Below are 21,863 nucleotides of genomic sequence, written 5' to 3'. Positions count from 1 at the left end.
CTTTGACGCATGCGTCCAAGGGGTACGAACCTGACGTGCCCGAACGTCCCAGGCGTCGACCGGCGACGCAGGGGGTAGGGATCTAAGCCACATATCAGCAGCTAAGGGTCGGTGGCCCCAATTGCTCGTTGCCGCATCCAAGTTCGACAGGAAGAATTGAACTCCACTCCCCGCGCGGCTCGTCCGTGACCCGGTAAGGCTCTGCTGCGGTGTGTGCGCTCCCCCGAATCCGACCCCGCCCGAAGTGTGGGCGCGTAGCCGAAGGGAGGACCGTGACCTTCGGATTCGCTCCGTCCTCCGCGGCGTCCACGTCGTCGTCCGCCGACCTGTCCGCCGCTTCCACCAACCCCCTCGCCCGCATGCTCGAACCCGCCGAGTGGGCCGCCGCCGGAATCCCGTTGCTACGCAATCCGCGCGAAGTCGTCAGCGGGCTGCACTCCCGGCACCGCCCCAAGCCGGCGACCGCGATCGTGGCGGTCCTCGATCCGAATGAACGCCTGTGCGCCAGCGCCTCGTTCACCCGGCAGTCGGCTCCGGCGGACGGCTGGATGTTCCGCAACGCGCTGCTCGCGCAACTGCGCCGGGTCATCCCGCACGATCTGCGCCGCCGCACGCCGGTGCGGACCGCCGTGCTGCTCTACTGCCGTGAGGGCGACGCCCGTTGGACGGAGGAGGACGGCGCCTGGATGTGGGGGCTGCGGGACGCCTGCACCCTGCACGGGTTGCGCTGCGGGGCGTACATCACGCTGACCCGAGACGGCTGGCAGGTCCTCGGCGAGGGGCGCGGTGGACGGCGCCCTCACACGGATTCGCCACCCGAGCCGTTCGCCCTGTCCGAGGTGCCACCCCTGCCGCCGCGCACCGGCGGCGCCGCTTCGGACATCCTCCGCCGCGCGGCGGCCCGCTGAACCCGGACGCCCGAGCCCTGACTCGCGAGGCAGCAAACCGAGTTCGTACGACGCCGCCGCAACCACCCGCATCTAGGCGGCCGTTGAACTGCTTCCGCACAAGAGCCCACCCCGGGCTCCTTCCCCGCGGTGGGCACGCCTCACCGACCGGGTCGGACCTCCGCGCACGCCGACGAGCCGACCGTGCACTCATCGCCGCGACGGCACCTACGTGCCTCGGGCACGCCCTCCCGAAAGCGCTGAAGCGCTTCCGGCGAACGGTCAGACGCCCGCGCCCAGCACCGAGTTGATGCGCTGCGAGTCGCCGCAGACGATCAGCAGGGTGCCGGCCCGGGCGCGAGCCAGGGGCAGAGCGGTGACGGCGGCGGACTCGGGACCACCGTTGACGGCGACCACGACCACGGGACGAGCCGCCGCACGGTCCGCGACGGCGGCGTCCGCGTAGAAGACGTCATCGCGCGCGTCGTGCTGCGCCCAGTAGGAGGCTTCACCGAAGGACAGCTCGTGGGCCGCCCAGGGGTGCGGGTCGCCGGTGGTGATCACCAGCACGTCCCCGGGGGCACGGCCGGCGTCCAGCAGCAGGTCAACGGCTTCCTCGGCGGCATCCAGCGCGCCCTCGGCCGAGGCCGGGACCAGCTGGATCTGCGGGGTCGTCGAGGCCGCCGCGGGGGCTGCCGGAGCAGCCGGGCCCGACGGTCCGGGCGTGACTACGGCCGCGTCCTGCGGTGTGCGCTGCGCCGGCGCCGTCGGCCGCATGGGGCCGGGGCGACCGGGACGCGGCGGGGCCACGGGACGGGGTCCGGGTACAGGGCGAGGGGTCGGCGCGGTACGGCCACTGGCCGGAGTGGCGCGGGGACCCTGGGCACTCTCGTGAATCTGAGGCTCCTCGGGAGGGAGAGGCATGAGCTGATTTTTATCAAACGTTGGCGCGACTCGCGTCAGCGGGTGGCACGGGGGGTGAGCGGAACGGTCAGAAGTCGAAGCCGAGTTGCCCCTTGATCTCCGGAACACGTCCGTCCGCCCAACTGCGGGCCTTCTTGAGGTGCCGCCACTGGGGCAGCGCATCAAGATACGCCCACGACAACCGGTGGTGCGGGGTGGGACCCCGCTCCTCCAGTGCGGCCTTGTGCACGGGTGACGGATACCCGGCGTTGGCCGCAAAACCGAAGTCTGCATGTTCGAGGCCCAGTTCGGCCATCATTTTGTCGCGCTGAACCTTGGCGATCACCGAAGCCGCCGCGACTGCCACACACGACTGATCGCCCTTGATCACCGTGCGGACCCGCCAGGGCGTTCCGAGGTAATCGTGCTTCCCGTCCAGGATGACCGCGTCGGGGCGGACGGGCAAGGCCTCCAGGGCACGCACCGCCGCGAGTCGCAGGGCGGCGGTCATCCCCATCGCGTCGATCTCCTCCGGGGAGGAGTGCCCGAGGGCGAACGAGGTCACCCACGTGTGGAGTTGCACGGCGAGTTCGTTGCGTCGTTTGACGGTGAGAAGCTTGGAGTCGGTGAGTCCTTCGGGGGGCCGGCGCAGTCCGGTGACCGCGGCGCAGACGGTGACGGGACCGGCCCACGCACCGCGCCCCACCTCGTCTACACCGGCGATGACCTTGGCTCCGGTCGTGGCGCGCAGGGAGCGCTCGACAGTGTGAGTCGGTGGTTCGTACGGCATGGCAGCCTCAGCCTACGCCGCCCCCATCCCGGCGCGACACCCCGGTTTCCCCGTACCGCGCCGAGCCCATCGCGTCCCGGCGGCTGGTGCTGCTCGGGCGCAGCAGCGGAAGCATGAACTGGTCGATCATCTCCTCCACATCCTGGTCGCCCCATTCGCTGGCGCACATCTTCGACCGGTACATCATCATCGCCGGAATCGCGTCGAAGACGTAGCCGTTCGAGGCGTCGGATCGCACCTCACCTCGGGCGATTCCACGGTGAATGACGTCTCGGAGGAGTCTTATCGTGGGCTCCACAACCCCCTCGAAGATGACTGCGTGGAAACGCTCCGCCAGCAGGGTGTCGCATTCGTGAATGACCGAGCGCAGTGCGAATCCAGGCCGCGAGTACATCGCCTCACGGGCTTGCCGACACAGCGCCAGCAGGTCCTCGCGCACACTCCCGAGGTCGGGCGCCTCCTCGATGGGGGGCAGTCCGGCCTGGAGCGCGTCGGCGACGAGGTCCTCCTTGGAGGGCCAGCGCCGGTAGACCGCGGCCTTGCCGGTCTGGGCACCGGCGGCCACGCCTTCCATCGTGAGGCCGTTCCAGCCGACCGTGCTGAGCTGTTCCAGCGCCGCGTCCAGGATCGCGCGTTCGAGCACGGCGCCGCGCCGGCGGAGGGAGACCGTCTGTGCGGAGGCGGCCGTCCAGCGCGAAGTAACCATCTGAGTCTCTCCAGCGAGCGGTGAAAGCGGGATTACGGGGATTGCGGGAACGCGGGGTACGGGGCACCTCGCGCGGCACCGACGGGGATGTGCCACGCGAAGACAAGTTAAGTGAACGCTTGCGTTCACTGTCGGGGACTCACTACCGTTGACGCGACAGTGAACGCGAGCGTTCACTAACGCACTTGTGGGGGACCCATAGTGACAACCTCTCAGTTGATTCAGGACCCAAAGCCAGGAGCGGCCCGCCGGGAGGGGCATCCCGGCATCGCGCTCGCAGTCATCGCGGCCTGCCAACTCATGGTGGTACTCGACGCGACGATTGTGAACATCGCTCTCCCGCACATTCAAGACGCGCTCGACTTCAGCACCACGGACCTCACCTGGGTCGTCAGCGCCTACACCCTCACCTTCGGCGGCCTGCTGCTCCTCGGCGGCCGGGCCGGTGACATCCTCGGGCGCCGCCGGGTCTTCATGACCGGCATCCTGGTCTTCACCTTCGCCTCGCTGCTGGGCGGTCTCGCCCAGGAGCCCTGGCAGTTGCTGGCGGCGCGGGTCCTGCAAGGTGTGGGCGGCGCGATCGCGTCGCCCACCTCGCTGGCCCTGATCACCACCACGTTCCCCGAAGGACCCGCACGGAACCGGGCGTTCGGGGTCTTCGCCGCGGTCTCCGCGGGCGGCGGCGCGATCGGTCTGCTCACCGGCGGCATGCTCACCGAGTGGCTGAACTGGCGCTGGGTGCTCTTCGTCAACGTGCCGATCGGCATCATGATCGCCGTCCTCGCACCGCTGTACATCAGCGAGTCCGAGCGGCACACAGGCCGCTTCGACATCACGGGCGCGCTGACCTCCACGGCCGGCATGGCGTCCCTCGTCTACGGCTTCATCCGCGCCGCCGACAAGGGCTGGCGGGACAGTCTCACCATCGGGTCCTTCGTGGCCGCCGTGGTCCTGCTGCTGGCCTTCGCCTTTGTCGAGTCCCGGGCCCCGGAACCGATCACCCCGCTGCGGATGTTCGCCGACCGCAACCGCTCGGGCACGTACGTGATCATGCTCTGCCTGGCGGCGGCCATGTTCGGGATGTTCTTCTACATCGTTCTCTTCGTGCAGAACGTCCTCGGGTACAGCCCCATTCAGGCGGGACTCGCCTTCCTCCCGGTAACGGTCGTGATCGCGCTCGGAGCGGGACTGTCGCAGCGGTTCCTGCCGGTGTTCGGGCCCCGTCCGTTCATGCTCACGGGTTCCGCGCTGGCGACGATCGGACTGGCCTGGCAGACGCTCATCGACTCCGACAGTTCGTACGTCGGCGGAGTGCTCGGACCGATGCTGGTGTTCGGCTTCGGCATGGGTCTGAACTTCGTGACGCTGACGGTCACCGCCGTCTCCGGGGTGAGCCAGCACGAGGCGGGTGCGGCCTCCGCGCTGCTCAACGTCATGCAGCAGGTGGGCGGTTCGCTGGGCCTCTCCATCCTGACCACGGTGTTCGGCTCGGCCAGCAGGGACGAGGCGAAGAAGCAACTGCCGAAGTTCCTCACCGACGGCTCGGCACAGCAGAAGGCCGAGTTCGCCAAGACCCATCAGCTGCCCGCCCCTTGGGGGCACGAAGTCCTGGCGCAGGGGATCTCGACGGCGTTCGTCCCGGCCGCCGCCATGGCCGTACTCGCCCTGGCCACCGCCTGGTTGGTGATCAGGGTCCGCAAGAGCGACCTCGAAGCCCTCGCGGGCACGGCGGCCCCCGGACTCGGCTGAACCGCCCGGCCCACCCCTTGGCCCGCCCCAGCGCCTGTGACGGCCGGACGGCAATCCGGCCGTCACAGGCGCGAGTACGGGCGCGAGCACAGGAACCGACACCGACAACGCCGTGAACCGCATGGCGCCCACCCCCCTGACCGTCGTCTCTCCCCATATGTGACCCATGGGTCACACAGTGACTGCCACGACAACGCATGGGCGGTCACGCAGAGTTCCCGGCAGGCACAGAGAGTTCCGATCATGGGACGCGCCGGACGTCAGGGAGAGACCGGCGCCCACTCCGGCAGCGCCTCCGTCCGGACCACCCACTCCGTCGGTGGCGCCCCGGACACCGCCCCGGCGAGCACGCCGCCCACGATGGCGCAGGTCGTGTCGACGTCTCCGCCGGCCTGCGCGGTCGTCCAGAACGCCCGCTGGTAGTCGCCGAGCGACCGTGCCGCCGACCAGATCGTGAAGGGCACCGTGTCGTGGGCCGTCGTACGGCGACCGTTGCCAAGCACGGCGGCGACGGTGCCCGGGTCGTCGTAGTCGAGCAGGTCGCGGGCGCGGCGCAGGCCCGCGGCGACGGCGCTGCGCGGGGTGAGGGCGATGACGCCGTCGAGAAGCTTCTCGGGAGTGGACGGCCCGTCCGGGGAGGCGGCCAGGGAGGCGGCCGCCGCGACGGCCATGGCGCCGACCACGGCCTCCCGGTGCTGGTGCGTGGGGTAGGCGGAGATCTCCGCCTGGTGGGTGGCCTGCTCCGGGTCGTCGGCGTACCAGGCGCCCAGTGGGGCGATCCGCATCGCCGCGCCGTTGCCCCAGGAGCCCTGCCCGTCGAAGAGCGCGGCGGCCAGTTCGCGCCAGTCGCCGCCCTCGCGGACCAGCCGCAACAGGCGGTTCACCGCGGGCCCGTAGCCGCGGTCGAAGTCGTGGTGGACGGCGAAGGAATGCGCCAGGGCGTCCTGGTCGACGCGGTGGTGGGCGGCCAGGACCGCCACCACGGAGCAGGCCATCTCCGTGTCGTCGGTCCACTGCCAGGGTGCGGGCGGCAGCTCACGGCGTTTGAGAAGGGGAAGGTTCGCGGGGACGAAGAACTGGGAGCCCAGCGCGTCTCCCACCGCCAGTCCGCGCAGGCTGGCCAGGGCGCGCTCCAGGCGCCCGGCGGAAGAGGAGTCGGCGGTCATCGTCCAGCCACCCTAACCGCTGACCCCGTACGGCTCCGGTTTCCGCCAGCGTACGAAGGGCCGGTCGAGCGCGTATCTGCCGTCGTCCCCGAGGACGAGCATCCGCATCTCCGCGTTCCCGGGATTCGACAGGGACTCGAACTCCGCCACCGTCCAGTGGAACCAGCGCATGCAGAACAGCCGCATCGCCAGCCCATGGGTCACCAGCAGCACGTTCGTCGGATGGTCCGGGGCCTCGAAGCTGCGGTACAGGCTCTCCAGGAAGTTGCCCACGCGATCGTACACGTCCGCTCCGGACTCGCCCTGCGCGAAGCGGTAGAAGAAGTGGCCGTAGGCATCCCGGTACGCCTTCTGCAACCGTACGTCGTCCCGGTCCTGCCAGTTGCCCCAGTCCTGCTCGCGCAGCCGGGGTTCCTCGCGCACGCGGACCAGGTCGGGGTCGAGGTGGAAGGCGCGGAACGTCTCGTGGGTGCGCCGGTACGGGGAGACGTACACGCTGACGCGTTCGCGTCCGAAGACCTCCCGCAGCCGCTTGCCCGTCTCCTCGGCCTGCCGCCAGCCCTGCTCGGTCAGTGCCAGGGCATGGTCGGGCTCGCGTTCGTACACGGTGTCATCAACATTGCCCATTGACTCGCCGTGCCGGACAAGGACGATGCGCCGTGGTCGTGCCATGTCTGAAACCCTAGATCGCGCGAGCCCATATCGAGCACTCGTACGGGCTCCATACGGCGTACATCACACAAATCCCGCGCCGGTGACAGACCCGGGGACACGATCAGGCCGGTGGAGCACCGGTCCGTAGCCGTGTTTCAGACCGTCCAGCCCGGTTCCATCTCGACGATGTCACCGGTGAGGGAGGCGACGTCCGCCTCGGTCTGGGCGCGCAGCGCCAGCCGCTCCACCCGCTCGATGCGGTACTTGCCGTGCTCGGCGGCGGAGTGCCACATGGACAGCACCATGAACTCGTTTCCCGGTGCCTCGCCGAACAGCCCCCGGATCATGCCCGGGGAGCCGGCCATCGCGGGGTTCCAGACCTTCTCCTGCATCAGCGTGAAATGCTCCGCCCGCTCCTCGTGGACACGGCAGTGCGCCACCCGGAGCAGATCGGCGTCGGTGAAGCGCGGTTCGAACCCGGTCTTCACGTCGAAGCGGTGGTCGAAGAGTTTGACCTGGGCGTCCTTGAAAGTCCCTGCCTGGGACGCTGCCAGCCGGTCGTGGGAACGGGCCATGAAGGAGTCGTAGAAGGCACGGCTCTCCCAGAAGGCGAAAACGTGCGCCACGCCCGGCCGTCCCCGGCTCCAGCCACCCCCTTGCCCCCGAAAACCCGGCTCCCCCAGAAGCCCCGCCCACTTTCGCTGCCCGCGCTCGAAGCCGCGGCGGTCCACCACGGTGCAGCGAATCCACTTGACCAGCACCGCGCCATGGTAAGGCCACTAGGCGTGGCGCCGGTCACCCTCCGGTGGAGATCGTCCGCAGACAGTGCCCCGCGCACGTGGCACGATGGGCAACGAGCGCTGGTCACCCAGCAGTTGGGGCCAGAGGGGATGCACGGGAATCGGGAAGGGGAAGTCTGGTGAACGGCCTCAACAAGGGGATTCGCAAGGCCGAAGTCGCGTTGAAGTGGGACCCGAGTCCTACGGGAGAGCTGCCCACCGATCTGGACATCGTCGCCGCGACCTACACGGCCGGTGATCCGCAGGGGGTTCCGGACTACGTGGTGCACTTCGACAGCCGCTCCCCCGACGGCACGATCTATCTCAACCGGGACAGCAAGGACGGCAAGGGCTTCGGCTGGGACGAGGTCATGACCCTGGAACTGGACCGGCTCGACGCCCGGTACACGCACGTGGTGATCGGGGTCGTCATCCAGCAGCGCACCGCGCACCGCACCTTCGTCAACGTCCTGGGCCCCGGACTGCGCATCCGGGAGGGCTACAACACGCTCACGGAGGACGACTTCGGGAGCGTGCTCGGCTCGACGGCCGCGACGGTCGGGGAGTTCGTACGGAACGCCTCCGGGGAGTGGGACTTCCACCCCGGCGTCCAGGGCTTCGACGACGACCCGGCGACCTTCACCAGGACCATGGGCCGCGCCCACCACGCCTGACCCGCCCACCGGACACGGAGAGGGGCGCCGGCGGTAACCGGCGCCCCTCTCCTCACGCTCCGGCCGTCAGCTGCAACCGCTGGTCGAGCCGCAGCCCTCGCAGATGTAGCAGGAACCGGCGCGCTGCATCTTCGTGCCGCAGGAGAAGCAGAGCGGGGCGTCGGCCTGGATGCCGAGCTGCATCTCCACCAGTTCGGCGCTGGTGTGCGCCTGCTGCGGGGCGGGCTTGGCCGCCTCGACCTCGGCCTTCGGCGTGGCGACGGCCTTCAACTCCTGGGCGCGGGGCGCCGACTGGGCCAGGCCCTCCACATCGACGTCCACGTCGTCTTCGAGGGACGGCTCGTAGGAACCGGTCTCCAGGTGACGCTGACGCTCCTCGGCGGAGTGGATGCCGAGTGCCGAACGCGTCTCGAAGGGCAGGAAGTCGAGCGCCAGGCGGCGGAAGATGTAGTCCACGATCGACTGCGCCATCCGCACGTCCGGGTCGTCCGTCATGCCGGCCGGCTCGAAGCGCATGTTGGTGAACTTCGAGACGTACGTCTCCAGGGGCACGCCGTACTGAAGACCCACCGAGACCGCGATGGAGAAGGCGTCCATCATGCCCGCGAGGGTCGAGCCCTGCTTGGACATCTTCAGGAAGACCTCGCCGAGACCGTCGTCCGGGTAGGAGTTGGCGGTCATGTAGCCCTCGGCGCCGCCGACCGTGAAGGAGGTCGTGATGCCCGGGCGGCCCTTGGGGAGACGCTTGCGGACCGGACGGTACTCGACGACCTTCTCGACCGCGGTACGGATGGTGTCCTCGGCCTTGGCGGTGACCGCGTCGGTCGCGGACGCCGTCTTCTCCTTGGTCTTCGCGGAGAGGGGCTGGCCGACCTTGCAGTTGTCGCGGTAGATCGCGAGCGCCTTGACGCCCATCTTCCACGCCTCGAAGTAGACCTCTTCGACGTCCTCGACGGTCGCCGTCTCCGGCAGGTTGACCGTCTTGGAGAGCGCGCCGGAGATCCAGGGCTGGATCGCGGCCATCATCCGGACATGGCCCATCGCGGAGATGGAACGCTCGCCCATGGCGCAGTCGAACACCTCGTAGTGCTCGTCCTTGAGGACCGGGGCGTCGATCACACTGCCGTTCTCGGCGATGTGGGCGACGATCGCCTCGATCTGCTCCTCCTGGTAGCCCAGGCGGCGCAGGGCCTGCGGGACCGTGCCGTTGACGATCTGCATCGAGCCGCCGCCGACCAGCTTCTTGAACTTGACCAGGGCGAGGTCGGGCTCAAGTCCGGTGGTGTCGCAGGACATCGCGAGACCGATGGTGCCGGTGGGCGCGATGACGGACGCCTGCGAGTTGCGGAAGCCGTTCTTCTCGCCGAGCCGCTGCACGTCCTGCCAGGCCTCCGTGGCGGCGGCCCAGATCGGCGTGTCCAGGTCGTCCACGCGGACGGCCGCGGTGTTGGCGTCGGCGTGCTGCTTCATGACCCGCAGGTGCGGCTGCGCGTTGCGGGCGTAGCCGTCGTACGGGCCGACGACCGCGGCGAGTTCGGCGGAGCGCTTGTACGACGTGCTCGTCATCAGGGAGGTGATGGCACCGGCGAGGGCGCGTCCGCCGTCCGAGTCGTACGCGTGGCCGGTCGCCATCAGCAGGGCGCCGAGGTTGGCGTAGCCGATGCCGAGCTGGCGGAACGCGCGCGTGTTCTCGCCGATCTTCTGGGTCGGGAAGTCCGCGAAGCAGATGGAGATGTCCATCGCGGTGATGACCAGTTCGACGACCTGGGTGAAGCGGTCGATCTCGAAGGACTGGTGGCCCTTGCCGTCGTCCTTGAGGAACTTCATCAGGTTCAGCGACGCGAGGTTGCAGGACGTGTTGTCCAGGTGCATGTACTCGCTGCACGGGTTCGAGCCGTTGATACGCCCGGACTCCGGGCAGGTGTGCCACTGGTTGATGGTGTCGTCGTACTGGATGCCCGGGTCGGCGCAGGCCCAGGCGGCCTCGGCCATCTTGCGGAAGAGCTGCTTGGCGTCGACCTCCTCGATGACGTCACCGGTCATCCGGGAGGTCAGGCCGAACTTGCCGCCCTGCTCGACGGCCTTCATGAACGTGTCGTTCACCCGGACCGAGTTGTTGGCGTTCTGGTACTGGACGGACGTGATGTCGTCGCCGCCCAGGTCCATGTCGAAGCCCGCGTCACGGAGGGCGCGGATCTTCTCCTCCTCCTTGACCTTGGTCTGGATGAAGTCCTCGATGTCGGGGTGGTCGACGTCCAGGATGACCATCTTGGCCGCGCGGCGGGTGGCGCCACCGGACTTGATGGTGCCCGCGGAGGCGTCGGCACCGCGCATGAAGGAGACCGGACCGGAGGCGTTGCCGCCCGAGGAGAGGAGTTCCTTGGAGGAGCGGATGCGGGACAGGTTCAGGCCGGCGCCGGAGCCGCCCTTGAAGATCATGCCCTCTTCCTTGTACCAGTCGAGGATCGACTCCATGGAGTCGTCGACGGACAGGATGAAGCAGGCGGAGACCTGCTGGGGCTGCGGCGTCCCGACGTTGAACCAGACCGGGCTGTTGAAGCTGAAGATCTGGTGCAGGAGGGCGTGGGCCAGCTCGTGCTCGAAGATCTCGGCGTCGGCGGGCGAGGCGAAGTAGCTGTTGTCCTCGCCGGCCTTCCGGTAGGTCTTCACGATGCGGTCGATGAGCTGCTTGAGGCTCACCTCGCGCTGCGGGGTGCCGACCGCGCCCCGGAAGTACTTACTGGTGACGATGTTGACCGCGTTCACCGACCACGAGTCGGGGAACTCGACGCCACGCTGCTCGAAGTTGACCGAGCCGTCGCGCCAGTTGGTCATGACGACGTCACGACGCACCCACGCGACCTCGTCGTACGGGTGCACGCCGGGGGTGGTGTGGATACGCTCGATACGCAGTCCCTTGGTGGTCTTGGTCCCCTTCGCGCGGGACCCTCGTGCCGGACCGCTCGCCGTCTCTGTCATGCCGCCTCCCTGTACGGGCTGAAACGCCCTGAAGTGCCCCGTTGTTCCCGTGAGCACGGTGTTCTGTCCTGTGCCGCGGACGCGTCTGACGTGCCGTCCGCAGCAGGCTTGTGGGTCGCCGCCGCACACCGGTCGGGAAGTCTCCCGTCCGGCGTCCGGTCCCTCGGTCAGTCGGCGGCGCGGGCGGGCTCCGGGACCTGCGTCCCGTCGGGCCCGCCGTCGTCCTCGTGGCTCCCCGCTCCCGCGTCGTCGTCGACCGCGGCGGGGTCCGGCGTCGTCTGCCTCAGCTCGACGATCGCCGCCTCGAAGTCCTCCAGCGAGTCGAACGCCCGGTAGACGGAGGCGAATCGCAGATAGGCGACGAGGTCGAGTTCCTGCAACGGGCCGAGTATGGCCAGCCCGACGTCATGGGTGGTGAGCTCCGCGCTCCCGGTGGCCCGCACCGCCTCCTCGACCCGCTGGCCGAGCTGGGCGAGCGCGTCCTCGGTGACAGGCCGCCCCTGGCACGCCTTGCGCACGCCGTTGATGACCTTCGTACGGCTGAAGGGCTCCGTGACTCCGGACCGCTTCACCACCATGAGCGAGCACGTCTCCACCGTCGTGAAACGACGGGCGCAGTCGGGGCACTGGCGGCGCCGGCGGATCGACGTGCCGTCATCGGTCGTACGGCTGTCGACGACACGGCTGTCGGGGTGCCTGCAGAAGGGGCAGTACATGGTCTCCAACCCTCCCTCACAGCAGACTCAATGGCCTCGCGAGGCCTCACCGGCCCCTCGAAGCAGCCTTCAGCATAGGCGATCCCGGAGCGTACGAAGACCGGGGGGACCACAACTTCTGGGCTGCTGTCGCAATCCAACCACTACATGTGGGGATTGCCCCAGAGGCACCCGCCACGCGCGCGTGTCGCGTTCGTACGGCCACGCACCGTAGGCGCCGACCGTCACGCGAACGCGGGGACGCGCTCCCGTACCGTTACGGCACTTACGGAGATACCGTGGTCGCCGCACGGAGGAGGCGTAGGACTCCGGCGCAGAACGGGCGGCGGTCCCGTTCGACGGGACTTCGGATGGCAGACTGGGGCGGCAACCCACCAGGTCGTCATCGCGGCGGAGAAGAGTACGGCAATGGGCCCTTTTGTCCGCCAGGCGTCACGTTAGCCATACACCCAGGCACATGGTCGCGGAAGGCAATCTGCGATTTTTCACTCGAACGTGTGTTTGGCGCAACCTTTCGAAAGCAACTACCGTTGTCCAGCAGGGAGACCATCGAGAGGGGCCGACGTGACCACCACCGCAGACAGTGCCACCATCACTGCCCAGGACCGCTCCCAGGGCCGATTCGAGCCGGTGCATGCGATGAACGAAGCCGCGAATCCCGAGGGACACAAGCGCTCCCTGCCAGGCCGACCTCCAGGGATCCGGGCCGACAGCTCCGGCCTCACGGACCGGCAGCGCCGGGTGATCGAGGTCATCAGGGACTCGGTGCAACGGCGGGGCTATCCGCCGTCGATGCGGGAGATCGGCCAGGCCGTCGGCCTTTCCAGCACCTCCTCGGTCGCGCACCAGCTCATGGCGCTGGAGCGCAAGGGTTTCCTGCGCCGTGACCCGCACCGTCCGCGCGCCTACGAGGTGCGCGGCTCGGACCAGGCGGCCTCGGTACAGCCCACGGACACCGCCGGCAAGCCGGCCGCGTCGTACGTGCCGCTGGTCGGCCGGATCGCGGCCGGCGGCCCGATCCTCGCCGAGGAATCGGTCGAGGACGTCTTCCCCCTCCCCCGCCAACTGGTCGGCGACGGCGAGCTGTTCGTCCTCAAGGTCGTCGGTGACTCGATGATCGAGGCCGCGATCTGTGACGGTGACTGGGTCACCGTGCGCCGCCAGCCGGTGGCGGAGAACGGTGACATCGTCGCCGCCATGCTGGAGGGCGAGGCCACCGTCAAGCGCTTCAAGCGCGAGGACGGACACGTCTGGCTCCTCCCGCACAACGCGGCGTACGAACCGATCGCCGGTGACGACGCGACCATCCTGGGCAAGGTGGTGGCGGTACTGCGGCGCGTGTGACGGCCGCGGCGGGCGAGCCGTGTGGCGGCCGCGCCCCCTGACCGGGCCCCGGGACCCCTGCGCCGGTTCCGGGGCCCTGTGCTGTCCCGGAACGGGCGCGCTGCCCGCGCACCCTCACTCCGCCGCGGACTGCCCGGCCGGTTCGCCCTGTTCGGCCGGTTCGCTCCGTTCTGTCTGCTCCGACTCCGGGGGCTGCTCCGACCGCTCCGCCTGTTTGGCCAGCGCGTCGATCGCGGCCAGGGACTTGCGAACCTGGTTGCGGTCGGTGGTGTACCAGAAGTCCGGGAGTGACGCCTTGAGATAGCTGCCGTAGCGGGCCGTCGCCAGACGCTGGTCCAGTACGGCGACGACACCGCGGTCCCCGGACGCCCGTACGAGACGGCCGGCGCCCTGGGCCATCAGCAGGGCCGCGTGAGTGGCGGCGACCGCCATGAAGCCGTTGCCGCCGGCGTCCTCGACGGCCTTCTGCCGGGCGCTCATCAACGGGTCGTCGGGGCGCGGGAACGGGATCTTGTCCATGACGACCAGCTGACAGCTGGGCCCCGGGACGTCGACGCCCTGCCAGAGCGAGAGCGTGCCGAAAAGACAGGTCCTGGGGTCGGCGGCGAAGTTCTTGATCAGCTCGCCCAGGGTCTCCTCGCCCTGAAGCAGTATCGGGAACTCCGGGATGCGGGAGCGCAGTTCCTCGGCGGCCAGCTGCGCGCCCCGCATCGAGGAGAAGAGGCCGAGGGTGCGACCGCCGGCCGCCTGGATCAGCTCGGTCAGCTCGTCCAGCATGTCGGCGCGGTCGCCGTCCCGCGCGGGCCGCGACAGATGCTTGGCGACGTACAGGATGCCCTGCTTCGGGTAGTCGAATGGCGAGCCGACGTCGAGCCCCTTCCACTGCGGCAGGTCCTCACCCTCGGTTCCCTCGGGGGCGAGGCCCAGCGAGGCGCCCACGCCGTTGAAGTCGCCGCCGAGTTTCAGGGTGGCCGAGGTCAGGACGACGGAGCGGTCCGCGAAGAGCTTCTCCCTCAGCAGCCCCGACACCGACATGGGCGCGACGCGCAGGGAGGCGCCGAAGCGGTCGTGCCGCTCGTACCAGACGACGTCCCACTCCGAGCCGTTGCTGATGCGCTCCGCCACGCTGTGCACGCTCTCCACGGAGGCCAGGGCCTGCTTGCGGACCGCGTCCTCGTCCTGGACGGACTTGTCGCGGGTCGCCCCGATCGCGGAGATCACCGTGCGGGAGGCGTCGCGCAGCGCCATGAGGGCGTAGCCGAGGTCCTCCGGGATCTCCTCCAGGCGGCCGGGCAGGGCGAGTTCCATCAGTCGCTCGAAACCCTCGGCGGCGGTCTGGAGCTGGTCGGCGGCCTTCTCGTTGACGAGCTTCGCGGCGCGCCGGACCGCGCGGTTGACCTGGCCCGGAGTCAGCTCGCCGGTGGCGACCCCGGTGACCCTGGAGACCAGTTCGTGGGCCTCGTCGACGATGAGCACCTCGTGCTGCGGGAGGACGGGGGCGCCCTCGATGGCGTCGATGGCGAGCAGGGCGTGGTTGGTGACGACGACCTCGGCCAGTTTGGCGCGCTCGCGGGCCATCTCGGCGAAGCACTCGGCCCCGTAGGCGCACTTGGATGCGCCCAGGCACTCCCGGGAGGAGACGGACACCTGGGCCCAGGCGCGGTCGGAGACGCCCGGGGTGAGGTCGTCGCGGTCGCCGGTCTCGGTCTCGTCCGTCCAGTCCCGCAGTCGCAGCAGGTCATGGCCCAGCTTGCTGGTCGGCGCGGCGGCCTCGAACTGGTCGAAGAGTCCCTCCTCCTCGTCCTGCGGCATGCCCTCGCGGAGGCGGTGCAGGCACAGGTAGTTGGACCTGCCCTTGAGCATCGCGAACTCGGGACGGCGGCGCAGCAGGGGATGGAGGGCGTCGACCGTGCGTGGCAGGTCCCGCTCGACCAGCTGGCGCTGCAACGCGAGGGTGGCGGTCGCGACGACGACGCGCTCCCCGTGCGCGAGCGCCGGCACGAGGTAGCCGAGCGACTTTCCGGTGCCGGTGCCCGCCTGGACCAGCAGATGGGAGCTGTCGTCGATCGCCGCGGCGACGGATTCGGCCATGGTCACCTGGCCGGGGCGCTCCGTACCGCCGACGGCGGTGACGGCGGCATGCAGGAGTTCGGGGAGTGAGGGCTTCGTCATAGCCCGACCACCCTACGGCCCGGGACTGACAATCGGGCGATCAAGGCGGTGACGAGGGACGTGATCAGGCCGGGGACCCCCGTGGCCTGGGATCGGATCGCTTCGGTTCGGCCCGGACGGGATCGGATCCCTCCGGTGGCGAGACGGGACGGACCGGATAGGGCGGTGTGCGGACCGCTTGGTGACCGGATGCGGTCGGGGGGCGCACCGGCCGCACGGGCGCTGCCGCGCGCGCCGATCCGCCGCGCGGTGCTACGGCCGGTCGCGCCGGGCCCGCTCGCGGACCATGAGGGCGGTTCGTCCGGTGGGCAGGTCGATCTCCGCCGAGAGCCGGAAACCCGCGCGCAGGAAGGCCGCCACGGAGGCCGAGTTGCGGAGGTCGGGTTCGGCGACGACCCGTGCGCAGGCCGGCCGCCGGTCGAGCACCAGATCGGCGACGGCCCTGAGCAGCACGCCGCCGAGTCCTCGGCCGCGGTCGGCCGCGGCGCCGATGAGGAGGTGGACACCGGTGTCGTGCGGCCGGGCGGGATAGTGCCGGGCCAGCGGGTCGAGGTCCGCGCGGTAGATCTCCCAGTAGCTCATCGGCATACCGTTCAGTTCGCCCAGGCACGGGACGCTGCGTCCGTCGCCGTCGAGCTGGGCGCGCAGGTGGTCCTCGGTCAGGGCCTCGGGCCCGGCCAGCTCCCAGAAGGCGGCCACGGCGGGGTCGTTCATCCAGCGGCCGATGAGCGCGAGGTCACGCTCGACGCGTACCGGCACGAGCCGGAACGTCCCGGCCGACGTCACGACCGGGCCCCAGCCGCCGACGTGACCGAGCAGATCGCCGCCCGGCTCGTACCCGGTCCCGCCCCTCCGCGCGCCGCGGCCCGGCACGGCGTCGGCGCGGTCCGCCTGGACGCACAGCGCGACGAACTCCTCGGGCAGTCGGAGGTCGAGGGTGTCCTCGCTGTCGGGGTCCGGCTCCACGAGTGGGCTCGCGGGGCTCGTGCAGTGGGCGGTGTCGGCGCTCGCATCGGCAGGGGGCACGGTGACGCTCTTCTCGGGAGTCGGGAGACGGGAGACGGGAGAGGCGAGACGGGAAACCGGGTGGGGCGTGCGCCTCGGGGCGGTGGGGGGCGGCGGTCCGCCGGGCGTGCGCGGTCAGGAGTGGAGGGGGTTGGCGATGGTGACGTAGACGGACTGGGTGTCCACCGGGCCGACGAGTTCGTCGAGGCCGTGGAGTCGGGTCAGCAGGTTGGCCTTGCAGCGCAGGACCGGTGAGTCGAGCAGGCGGGCCGGCAGGGAGCTGCGCGGTCCGCCGGGGGCCACGGCGAGGCCACCCAGGAAGCGGCGGAAGGCGGCGAGCAAGAGCCGCTCGTCGGCGAGGTGTTGAGAGCCGAACGCCCCGATGAGTCCGAAGACGTTGTTGATCGCCAGGTAGTAGGTGAAGCGTTCGTCGGTCACCTCGTCGGCGACGAAGGTGTCGCTGTGTTCGCCGATGCCGGGCAGCCGGGCGTCGAGTTCGGCGCGCCGGGACGCCCGGAAGTAGTAGCCCTGGTTGTCGCGGTAGCGCCCGCCCGCGGGCCAGCCGTCACCGTCCAGCAGGACCAGCGTGTTCTGCTGGTGCGCCTCCAGGGCGATGCCCGCCTCCCCGTCCAGCCACAGCACGGGTCGTACGACCTGCTCCAGGTAGCGCAGGAACCACTCCGCGGCGACGGCTCCGCGCGGGCGGCCGGTGCGCTCGGCGAGCCGTGTGACGATCTCGGCGAGGCGTGAACGGCGGGGCCGCGGTGAGACGAGCCCGGCCACGCAGGACACGTCGTCCCCCGGGCCGAAGGGGTTGTGCCGGATCAGCACGTCGAGGCCGGGCACGGGCCGGCCGTCCGCCGGGTCGTCCACGGCGAGCCAGGCCGGGTCGCGCACGATGTCGAAGGCCGGGTGGGCCGCGTGCCACTGCTTCGACAGACCGCCGCGCAGCAGACGGTGCACCTCGACGCCGCGATGGAGTTCCTTGCGGAGGTGCTCGCGACGGGAGTTGGTGATACGCAGGCCCAGCGAGAGCTTGAGCATGGCGGGGGCGCCCGACCGGTGGACGGTGCGCAGGGAGGAGGTCGGATGCCAGGACGTGCCCCGCGTGCCGAGGTCCGTCAACTGCCCGGTGTCGAGCAGGGCCGCGGTTCCGGCCCGGTGCCGCAGCTCGCGCCACTGCCAGGGGTGCAGCGGCAGAGCGGCGTGGCCGTCGGGCAGCGGCAGCGCGGTTCCGGCGAGGCGCGCCGTCAGCCTGGGAGCGGTGACGGGACGGCCGCGCTCGGTCCAGGCGGAGTCGGTGGCGAGTACGCCGGGGGCCACGGCGATCCAGCGCAGCGGGAAGGCGCCGTCCAACTCGGGTGAGTACCGCCGGAGTTCGGAATCGGAGAGGTCCTCGCGACTCTTCGGGGTCGGGTGCAGCGGATGTCCGAGCAGCAGCGACTGCTCGGCGGCGAGGAACAAGTCCGTTGTGTCGGTGGGGTGTTGACGCCTGTGGGTGATGAAGGTGGCCGTGCGGCGGAGGGAGTCGGCGACCCGGGCGACCAGATCGGTGGCGTGGTGCGCGACCGGCGCGGGCGCCGTCGCGGGGGTACCCCCCGGTGCGCCCGCGCACGCCTCGCGGGAGAGCAGCGCCGCGACCGTCACCGGGTCGGCCGGCGGGACGTCGTCGGGCGCACCGGCGAGGCGGGGCGGGCCGAAGCGGTGCGCGCCGGTCGGCGACCAGTAGTGCACCTCGGCGAGGAGAGCGGTGCCGGTGGCGGGGAGGGGAAGACGGAGCGTGCCGTCGGCGGGGGCGGGCGAACCGGTCTCCCGTACCCAGCAGCGCAGAAGGTTCTCGACGGCGGCGGACCGCGCCGCGGTGTGCGGGTCGGGGTGGTCCAGGAGGTCGGTCACGGCGTCGCCATGCCGCTCGGTCTCCGAGCTCCGGGGGCGTGGTCGGGGGACGGATTCCGGCGGCGGCACGGGAAGGGCGGGGCCCGGCCCGGGGGCCTCGGGGCGGCCGTCGGGGGTGGAGGTGGCGTTCACGGTCTGGTCCTCGCGGGGTCTACGGGTTCGTCCGACGGCTGACCGGTGGGTGGGCGGCGGTGTCCTGCCCGTCGGCCGAGCGCGGTGTGGCGCCGACGGCCGCCACCTCGAAGTCCCGGCAGGGGAGGGTGAGTTGTGGCCCGTACGACCTCACGCGCACAGGGGACCTCACGGAGACGGCAGACCCCCCGCCGCTACCAACCCCGCACCCCCCGAGGAGTTACGGGTTGCTCCAAGATCCTTGCCGTGACTCAACTGTTGCTGTTCCGTCGGAAGCCGCCCACAGCGAGCGCATAGTGTGGGACGCCGTTCCCGAAGCCGTGGGAGGGGCGCGAAGCCGGCGTGGAGTCCCGCTGGGTTCGCGGCCCGCCGCCCGTCCGTTCACTCCAGGGGGAGTCAAGTCCATGCGATCCATACGGCCGTTCTTCACCGTCCGCCGAGGGAGGAGCGCGCCCGGCAGGATCTCCCCCGCGCCGGCCGCGCTCGTCCTCGCCTCGGTGCTCGCGCTCACCGCGACCGCCTGCGGTTCGAGCGGCACCGACGACAACGCGGGCGGTTCGGCCTCCGCCTCCGCGACCGGCGGTGGAACCGGTGACGGCAAGATCAAGATCCCGGACGAGCTCAGGCAGAAGCTCAAGGAGCACGGGATCGACATCGACAAGTGGAAGCGCGGCGCCTGGAAGAACTGGAACAGGGACGACTGGCTCCGCGAGGCCAACGACTACGTCAACCCGGTCATCAAGGGGCTGTGGAGCTCGGACCGGATGCGGGCCGCCGACGACCCGGACAAGGGCGTCGACACCAACGACCTCTCCGGCGACCAGGGTGTGACCGACCCGACGCCCGCCCCGGTGAAGGCGAAGGCCGTGACGCCCACCTACCACGCCAACGCGGCGGCGGCCGGCAAGGTGCTCTTCGACGCCCCCCAGGGCACGATGGTCTGCTCGGCGACGGTCGTGGAGGACCCCGCGCACCCCGGCAAGTCCAACCTCGTCTGGACGGCGGGGCACTGTGTGCACGCCGGCAAGAAGGGCGGCTGGTACCGCAACATCGCGTTCGTGCCGTCGTACAACAACGCCGGTGAGAACGCGGCCCAGTTGCAGGGGGCGACCCGGTCCGAGGTCGCACCGTACGGCGTCTGGTGGGGCGACTGGGCGCGGACCTCGCAGCAGTGGATCGATCAGGGCGGCGAGACGGGCGGCCAGGGATCGGCGTACGACTACGCCGTGATCCATGTGACGCCCGAGCAGGGCAGCGGCGGCAAGTCCCTTGAGGAGACGGTCGGTTCGGCGCTGCCGGTGAACTTCGACGCGCCCGCCGTGCCGAAGGTGTCGAGCCTCACCGCGACCGGGTACCCGGCGGCGCCGCCGTACGACGGCCAGACGCTGTACCAGTGCACGGACAGGCCGGGGCGGCTGTCGATCGACACGGCCGACCCGACGATGTACCGCATCGGCTGCACGATGACCGGCGGTTCGTCCGGCGGCGGCTGGGTCGAGACGGGATCCGACGGGAAGCCGGCGCTGGTCTCCAACACCTCGATCGGGCCGGTGACTTCGGGCTGGCTGGCGGGCCCACGCCTGGGTGCCGTGGCGAAGGCCGTGTACGACTCGGTCAGCAAGAAGTTCGCCGGCCAGTAGGCACCGCCCGGCCGCTGTGGGACCCACCGCGGCACGGCAGAAGGCCCGCCCCCTGTTGCAGGGGACGGGCCTTCGCTTCGTGCTGCGACCGTTGCGCCAGGGCCGTGCCTCCGGCCGTGTTCCGAGATCGGATACGGCGGTCAGGCCAGCGGTGCCGGTACGTACGGCGCGAGTTCCGCCGCCAGCTCCTCGTGCACGCGCAGCTTGAGCAGGGTGCCCTCCGCGGTGTGCTCCTCGGAGATCACCTCGCCCTCCGAGTGGGCGCGGGCGACCAGCTTGCCGTGCGTGTACGGCACCAGCGCCTCGATCTCGACCGCGGGGCGCGGCAGTTCGTTGTCGATGAGCGCGAGGAGCTCCTCGATGCCCTGACCGCTGCGGGCCGAGACGGCGATGGAGCGCTTCTCGTTCCGCATCAGCCGCTGAAGGGTCAACGGGTCGGCCGCGTCGGCCTTGTTGATCACCACGATCTCGGGCACCTGGGTGGCGCCGACATCCCGGATCACCTCGCGCACGGCGGCCAGCTGCTCCTCCGGGACCGGGTGCGAACCGTCGACCACGTGCAGGATCAGGTCGGCGTCGCCGACCTCCTCCATCGTGGAGCGGAACGCCTCGACCAGGTGGTGCGGGAGATGCCGGACGAAACCGACCGTGTCGGCCAGCGTGTAGAGCCGTCCGCTCGGCGTCTCCGCCCTGCGCACGGTCGGGTCCAGGGTCGCGAACAGCGCGTTCTCGACCAGGACGCCCGCGCCGGTGAGGCGGTTGAGCAGGGAGGACTTGCCCGCGTTGGTGTAACCCGCGATGGCGACGGACGGCACCTTGTGGCGCCGGCGCTCCTGGCGCTTGATGTCGCGGCCGGTCTTCATGTCCGCGATCTCCCGGCGCATCTTCGCCATCTTCTCGCGAATCCGGCGCCGGTCCGTCTCGATCTTGGTCTCACCGGGGCCACGGGTGGCGAGGCCGCCGCCCGAGCCGCCGCCCATCTGACGGGAGAGCGACTGGCCCCAACCGCGCAGCCTCGGCAGCATGTACTGCATCTGCGCGAGTGCCACCTGCGCCTTGCCCTCACGGGACTTGGCGTGCTGGGCGAAGATGTCGAGGATCAGGGCCGTACGGTCGATGACCTTGACCTTGACGACGTCTTCGAGGTGGATGAGCTGGCCGGGGCTCAGCTCTCCGTCGCAGACCACGGTGTCGGCTCCGGTCTCCAGGACGATGTCCCGCAGCTCGATCGCCTTGCCGGAGCCGATGTAGGTCGCCGCGTCCGGCTTGTCGCGGCGCTGCACGACGCCGTCGAGGACGAGCGCTCCCGCGGTCTCCGCGAGGGCGGCCAGCTCGGCCAGCGAGTTCTCCGCGTCCTGGACGGTCCCCGAGGTCCACACACCGACGAGCACCACGCGCTCCAGGCGCAGCTGCCGGTACTCGACCTCGGTGACGTCCTCCAGCTCGGTGGAGAGGCCCGCGACGCGGCGCAGAGCCGCGCGGTCGGAGCGGTCGAGCTGTGCGCCGTCCCGCTCTCCGTCGGTCAGCCGGCTCCAGGCGACGTCCTCTTCCATCAGGGCATCGGCCCGAAGACCCTCGGGGTAGGTGTGCGCGAGGCGCTCAGTGTCCTGGGGAGAGGAAGAAGAGGAGGTCATTGGGTCCTTACGTCGTGGGAATGCCTGCACAGGTCTC

General features: G+C 70.4%; 17 protein-coding genes. 5 read left to right on the top strand and 12 right to left on the bottom strand.

Features of this window, described 5'->3' with window-relative positions:
* Window positions 1–272: 272 nt before the first annotated feature.
* On the top strand, window positions 273–908 hold the full coding sequence (locus ABZT12_RS27515) for a hypothetical protein (RefSeq protein WP_356389452.1): 636 nt from the start codon (window positions 273–275) through the stop codon (window positions 906–908).
* 261 nt (window positions 909–1,169) lie between these two features.
* On the opposite strand, the gene ABZT12_RS27510 is transcribed toward ABZT12_RS27515, so the two are convergent.
* From ABZT12_RS27510 to ABZT12_RS27500, 3 genes are all read right to left on the bottom strand, one after another.
* Window positions 1,170–1,811, bottom strand: a complete 642-nt coding sequence (locus ABZT12_RS27510; protein WP_356389450.1) for a hypothetical protein — start codon at window positions 1,809–1,811, stop codon at window positions 1,170–1,172.
* Between the two features lie 67 nt (window positions 1,812–1,878).
* Window positions 1,879–2,580 (bottom strand): ribonuclease HII, encoded by a 702-nt coding sequence (locus ABZT12_RS27505; protein WP_356389448.1) that lies wholly within the window; start codon window positions 2,578–2,580, stop codon window positions 1,879–1,881.
* Between the two features lie 7 nt (window positions 2,581–2,587).
* Window positions 2,588–3,286 (bottom strand): TetR/AcrR family transcriptional regulator, encoded by a 699-nt coding sequence (locus tag ABZT12_RS27500; RefSeq protein WP_356389446.1) that lies wholly within the window; start codon window positions 3,284–3,286, stop codon window positions 2,588–2,590.
* A gap of 216 nt (window positions 3,287–3,502) precedes the next feature.
* Between ABZT12_RS27500 and ABZT12_RS27495 the strand changes: the two genes are divergently transcribed.
* Window positions 3,503–5,035: an MFS transporter gene (locus ABZT12_RS27495; protein WP_356389444.1), complete on the top strand. Its 1,533-nt coding sequence runs from the start codon at window positions 3,503–3,505 to the stop codon at window positions 5,033–5,035.
* Window positions 5,036–5,295: 260 nt separating this feature from the next.
* Here ABZT12_RS27495 and ABZT12_RS27490 read toward each other — a convergent pair whose 3' ends face one another.
* The 3 genes from ABZT12_RS27490 to ABZT12_RS27480 all read right to left on the bottom strand — a co-directional run bounded on the left by ABZT12_RS27490 (window position 5,296) and on the right by ABZT12_RS27480 (window position 7,616).
* Window positions 5,296–6,201 carry an ADP-ribosylglycohydrolase family protein gene (locus ABZT12_RS27490; protein ID WP_356389442.1) on the bottom strand — a complete coding sequence of 302 codons (906 nt, stop codon included), beginning with the start codon at window positions 6,199–6,201 and terminating at the stop codon, window positions 5,296–5,298.
* Between the two features lie 12 nt (window positions 6,202–6,213).
* A complete protein-coding gene (locus ABZT12_RS27485; protein ID WP_356389440.1) occupies window positions 6,214–6,873 on the bottom strand; it encodes a histidine phosphatase family protein in 660 nt (219 codons plus the stop codon).
* 137 nt (window positions 6,874–7,010) lie between these two features.
* Complete coding sequence (locus ABZT12_RS27480; RefSeq protein WP_356389438.1) at window positions 7,011–7,616, bottom strand: YdbC family protein; 606 nt, start codon at window positions 7,614–7,616, stop codon at window positions 7,011–7,013.
* A gap of 158 nt (window positions 7,617–7,774) precedes the next feature.
* On the opposite strand from ABZT12_RS27480, the gene ABZT12_RS27475 reads away from it, so the two are divergent.
* A complete protein-coding gene (locus ABZT12_RS27475; protein ID WP_356389437.1) occupies window positions 7,775–8,308 on the top strand; it encodes a TerD family protein in 534 nt (177 codons plus the stop codon).
* Between the two features lie 66 nt (window positions 8,309–8,374).
* On the opposite strand, the gene ABZT12_RS27470 is transcribed toward ABZT12_RS27475, so the two are convergent.
* Both ABZT12_RS27470 and nrdR read right to left on the bottom strand, forming a co-directional pair.
* Window positions 8,375–11,287: a vitamin B12-dependent ribonucleotide reductase gene (locus tag ABZT12_RS27470; RefSeq protein WP_356389435.1), complete on the bottom strand. Its 2,913-nt coding sequence runs from the start codon at window positions 11,285–11,287 to the stop codon at window positions 8,375–8,377.
* A gap of 167 nt (window positions 11,288–11,454) precedes the next feature.
* Complete coding sequence (gene nrdR, locus ABZT12_RS27465) at window positions 11,455–12,003, bottom strand: transcriptional regulator NrdR (protein WP_356389433.1); 549 nt, start codon at window positions 12,001–12,003, stop codon at window positions 11,455–11,457.
* 564 nt (window positions 12,004–12,567) lie between these two features.
* Here nrdR and lexA point away from each other — a divergent pair.
* The gene (lexA, locus tag ABZT12_RS27460; RefSeq protein ID WP_356389430.1) at window positions 12,568–13,347 is read left to right on the top strand and encodes a transcriptional repressor LexA; all 780 of its coding nucleotides are present in this window, start codon (window positions 12,568–12,570) and stop codon (window positions 13,345–13,347) included.
* Between the two features lie 114 nt (window positions 13,348–13,461).
* Here the strand turns inward: lexA and ABZT12_RS27455 are convergent, their stop codons facing one another.
* The 3 genes from ABZT12_RS27455 to ABZT12_RS27445 form a co-directional block, all read right to left on the bottom strand.
* Window positions 13,462–15,519, bottom strand: coding sequence for an ATP-dependent DNA helicase (locus tag ABZT12_RS27455; protein ID WP_356389428.1), 2,058 nt, complete (start codon window positions 15,517–15,519; stop codon window positions 13,462–13,464).
* A 252-nt stretch (window positions 15,520–15,771) separates the two neighbouring features.
* Complete coding sequence (locus tag ABZT12_RS27450; RefSeq protein WP_356389476.1) at window positions 15,772–16,485, bottom strand: GNAT family N-acetyltransferase; 714 nt, start codon at window positions 16,483–16,485, stop codon at window positions 15,772–15,774.
* Window positions 16,486–16,659: 174 nt separating this feature from the next.
* A complete protein-coding gene (locus ABZT12_RS27445) occupies window positions 16,660–18,420 on the bottom strand; it encodes an IucA/IucC family protein (protein ID WP_356389426.1) in 1,761 nt (586 codons plus the stop codon).
* 536 nt (window positions 18,421–18,956) lie between these two features.
* On the opposite strand from ABZT12_RS27445, the gene ABZT12_RS27440 reads away from it, so the two are divergent.
* Window positions 18,957–20,192 carry a hypothetical protein gene (locus tag ABZT12_RS27440; protein ID WP_356389424.1) on the top strand — a complete coding sequence of 412 codons (1,236 nt, stop codon included), beginning with the start codon at window positions 18,957–18,959 and terminating at the stop codon, window positions 20,190–20,192.
* Between the two features lie 140 nt (window positions 20,193–20,332).
* Here ABZT12_RS27440 and hflX read toward each other — a convergent pair whose 3' ends face one another.
* Window positions 20,333–21,826 (bottom strand): GTPase HflX, encoded by a 1,494-nt coding sequence (gene hflX, locus ABZT12_RS27435; RefSeq protein WP_356389421.1) that lies wholly within the window; start codon window positions 21,824–21,826, stop codon window positions 20,333–20,335.
* Window positions 21,827–21,863 lie beyond the last annotated feature (37 nt).

This window comes from Streptomyces sp. NPDC005423, assembly GCF_040606415.1.
GTDB lineage: Bacteria > Actinomycetota > Actinomycetes > Streptomycetales > Streptomycetaceae > Streptomyces.
The sequence above is the reverse complement of the archived record's forward strand: the minus strand, read 5'-3'. Positions and strand labels throughout refer to the sequence as shown.